Source organism: Bradyrhizobium sp. 23 (genome assembly GCF_023073295.1).
Classification (GTDB): domain Bacteria; phylum Pseudomonadota; class Alphaproteobacteria; order Rhizobiales; family Xanthobacteraceae; genus Bradyrhizobium; species Bradyrhizobium canariense_D.
On record NZ_JADPJF010000134.1, the window covers coordinates 35,543 to 39,424 of the forward strand.

At 65.2% G+C, this 3,882-nt stretch carries 3 protein-coding genes; 2 read left to right on the forward strand and 1 reads right to left on the reverse strand.

All coding sequences use genetic code 11. From position 1 onward, the window contains the following. Positions 1 to 228: 228 nt before the first annotated feature. Positions 229 to 1,806, reverse strand: a complete 1,578-nt coding sequence (locus IVB32_RS32485; protein ID WP_018453131.1) for a sodium:proton antiporter — start codon at positions 1,804 to 1,806, stop codon at positions 229 to 231. A gap of 95 nt (positions 1,807 to 1,901) precedes the next feature. On the opposite strand from IVB32_RS32485, the gene IVB32_RS32490 reads away from it, so the two are divergent. Then, a complete protein-coding gene (locus tag IVB32_RS32490; protein WP_018453132.1) occupies positions 1,902 to 2,660 on the forward strand; it encodes a tetratricopeptide repeat protein in 759 nt (252 codons plus the stop codon). A gap of 133 nt (positions 2,661 to 2,793) precedes the next feature. After that, on the forward strand, positions 2,794 to 3,882 hold a 1,089-nt coding region (locus tag IVB32_RS32495), incomplete at its 3' end, for a tetratricopeptide repeat protein (protein ID WP_247412689.1).

The window sequence follows — 3,882 nt, forward strand, 5'->3', positions numbered from 1 at the left end:
CAATGTCCGGTTCGCGAGCGGCACAAAATAGGTCGGTGCGAAGCCGAGAAAGGCGGTGGCCGCGCAGGCCAGTGCCATGTGGAGATAGAAATATCGTGCGGGCGACGCATCTCGCGCGCGCACACGACGGTCGTCGATCAGGGTCGTCATGAGGGATGAGTCTGGAGAGGCGGCGTTTGGTTCAAACCCCTAGCCACCTGTGCAGGGCGCTTGTCGGGATGACGAAATCTAACCCCCCGCGCTCAGTTCCGCGCGATCGAGCTCCTCCTCGATCCTGTGAAACGCGTCGTCACCGATCACCTCGGTGGCCCGGAGGTCGAAGATCGATTTTCGCGCGGCTTCGATGGCGCGGCGGCGCAGCGGATCGGCGGGCAATTCGCCGTTGGTGATGCCACCATGGGGATCGTCGTCGGCCTGCATCAGGATGGCACGATATTCGAGCCGCAGGATTTCGGCTTCCTCCGACGGATCGTCCTCGATCGCGTCGAGCGCCGCGCGATAGGCGACGGCGCGGGCGCGCGCGACCTCGATGCCGACGGGATTGTCGTCCTTGAGGCCGAACGCCAGGATCAGCGGCCGCAAGGTCAGGCCCTGCACGACCAGCGTGCCGAGCACGACCGCAAACGCCGAGAAGACGATGAAGTCACGATGCGGAAAGTTTTCCGGCAAGGCAAAGGCGGTGGCGAGCGTGACGAGGCCGCGCATGCCACACCAGGAGATGATGAGGCCGCCCTTGGCGGAGGCGACCTGCTTCGGATCCTTGGGGTGATAGATCCCGTGCGCCACCAGCGTGCGCAGCGTCGTGCGGTAGAGCGTGACCCAGGCCAACCGGACCAGGACCACGGTGAGCAGGATCCAGGCGGCGGCCAGGCAATAGTCCCAGCGCACGTCCGCGTCCAGCCGCGTCCAGATCGGTCGCATCTGCATGCCGATCAGCATGAACGCGAGCACGTTGAGCACGAACACCATCGTATCCCACACCGCGTAGGACGGCACCCGCAACCGCGCCGGCATGCGAGCGGGTGCAGCGCGTGCCATCGTGATGGCGTACACGACGATGGTGAGGATGCCGGAGAGGCCGAGATGTTCAGCGCCGATCCAGACCATGAAGGTAGTGGCGAATTGCATGATGATCGAACTGGGAGCCTCCGTGATCCGCACGATCACCAGTGGCATGACTCGCGCGGCGAGATAGCCGGCAACGACGCTGCCGACCAGGGCCAGAGCCATGGTTGGCGCGACCTGGCTCCATGCCAGATGCTCGGTGGCGGTCGCTCCGACGGCGATGCGATAGATCAAGAGCGCGGTCGCGTCGTTGAGCAGGCTCTCGCCTTCCAGGACCTTCACCATGCGGTGAGGCAGCTTCACCTGGCTCAGGATCGCGACCGCGGCGGCCGCGTCCGGCGGGGCCACGATGGCGCCGAGCGCAACCGCGGCGGCCCAGGGCATATCAGGCATCAGCCGGTGCGCGACGTAGGCCACAGCGGCCGTGGTCAAGCCGACCGCGGCGACGACGAGGGTGGAGACCGGAACCCAATTGTTGCGGAGATCGCGCAGCGAGGTGTCGAAGGCGGCATCGAGCAGGACCGGTGCGACAAAAAGAGCCAACGCCAGGTCGGGCTCCAGCGTCCAGGACGGGCTCGACGGCACAAAGGCGATCAGTGCGCCCCCGATTGCGAGAAAGGTCGGGTAGGGGACCTTGATCCGCCGCGCCAGCGCCGATAATGCAACGGCGCCGAGCAGAAGCACGATGATCCATTCGAATGTCGACACGTTGATCCCCGAACCCGATTTGAGCGGCGCCACAAGCTAGCACCAATCCGGTCGTATGATGGATGGTGCAGCCCCAAGGCAAGACCTCAAGGCGGACCTTAACTCAAGACTTTCCAACTGTGGCGAGCATGCGTTTTCTCATTCAATGGTCCGGCGCCGGGTTGCTCTTTGCGCTCTCGTTCGTTGCGGCTCATGCTGCGACCGGCGGCGAGCCGGCCGCGGTGCCGCAGGTCGACATCGCGCCGTGCCTCGCGGCTGCCGCAGCCGACGACATCGACAAGGCCGCCACGGCCTGCGCCGCCGTGATCGACAACGAGAAGACGGCGAAAGGGGACCTGATCAAGGCGCTGATCGCGCGCGGCGGGCTTTATGCGCGGCACGACCAAGTCGACCGCGCGATCGCCGACGACAGCCGCGCGCTGGAGCTCGATTCCGGTCTCGCCGATATCTTCAACGCGCGGGGCGAACTCTGGCTAAGGAAGGGCGACAAGCCCAAGGCGGTGCAGGATTTCGGTGCGGCGTTGAAAATCGATCCGAACCACGAGAAGGCCAAGCCCAATCACAAGGCGATGGCGCGCGAGATCGAGCGGATCGGCGCGCAGATGGCAGTCGCGGGCAAGCCCAGTTTCATTTGCAAGGGTGTGCGCCGTCCCGTCGAGAAGGCGATCTGCGCCAACCGCGAGCTCGCAGATCTCGACCGCGAGATCTTTGCCGCCAACGCGCGCGTGTTGCGCGAAGCCCGCAATGCAGGCGAAGCGAAGGCGCTTCAACGCGAGCAGGACGATTTCATCGCCGGCCGCAACGCCGGGTTCGGCCGGCCGGGGTACGATTTGAAGAAGGCGATGCAGGAGCGGCTGCAGCGGCTCAACGGGGTGGACGGGTATTGAGGCTCCTCGTCTCGCTCGTAAGAGCGGGACGAAGGAGGGAAGGGATCGGTGCGCCGCTGGCACGCCTCGATTTGAACCGATTCTTTGGCTGCCGCGACAATGGTGAAAGCCTGATGTCCCGGAGCCCTATGCCATGTGCGGCACGCATCCTTCCGCGCAAATGCTCTCGTTTGCAAAAATCTCGTTTCGCTCGCTCCTGCTCAGCGCGGCAATGAGCGTCGTTCTCGTCGCCCCTGCTTCGGCCGGCGTCGATTGCGTAATCGGGAGCAAGGCCGCTCCGGCTGAGCTGATCCCGGCCTGCAGCGCCATCATCGACCAGGCCTCGAATCCATCCCTCGATCGCGCCGCGGCATTGCTGGTGCGCGCCGACGCCAATGCGCGAACCTCGGGCGCCCTCACGCAGGCGCTGCGAGATATCGATCGCGCCATCGCACTCGATGGCAAGAACGCAAAAGCCTGGCGCCTGCGCGGTGATCTCCTGCGCGAGGCCGGCGGCGATCTCAACCGCGCCGCGGCGGACCTCAGCAAGGCCATCGAGCTCGATCCGCAGGATTCGGAATCTTACGAGCTGCGCGGCGTCGTCTACACCAACCAGCACCGGCTCGACCGCGCGCTTGCCGATTACGACCAGGCGATCAGGCTGAAGCCTGACAATGCACAGGCCTGGTCCGACCGCGGCGTGACCTATTATCTCGGCGGCGACAACGAGAAGGCGATCCGCGATCTCAGCGAGGCGTTGCGCCTCGATCCGAACCGGCCGCGCAGCTACACCAATCGTGGCGCCGCCTACAAGAAGCTCGGCCAGCTCGACAAGTCGGTTGCCGACGACGGCGAGGCGATCCGGCTCGATCCGAAAGTGCCCGAATATTACGACAATCGCGGGCTGGCGCTGGCCGCGATGGGGGAGTACGACAAGGCGATTGCCGATTACGATCAGGCGCTCCGGCTGGCACCGCGGCCGAATTTCTTCACAAACCGCGGCGATTCCTACCACCTGAAGGGCGAGCTTGGCGCGGCGCTGAGCGATTACGAGGCCGCGCTGAAACTCGATCCGAATTTCGCGCTGACCTACAACAACCGCGCCGTGCTCTACAAGAAGATGGGCGAGCGCAAGAAGGCGCTGGCCGACTACGAGACCGCGCTGCGGCTCGATCCCGGCAACGACAATGCGGCCGGCGGCCGCCGAACCATGATCGCGGAGATCGCGAAATTCGGCGGCGAG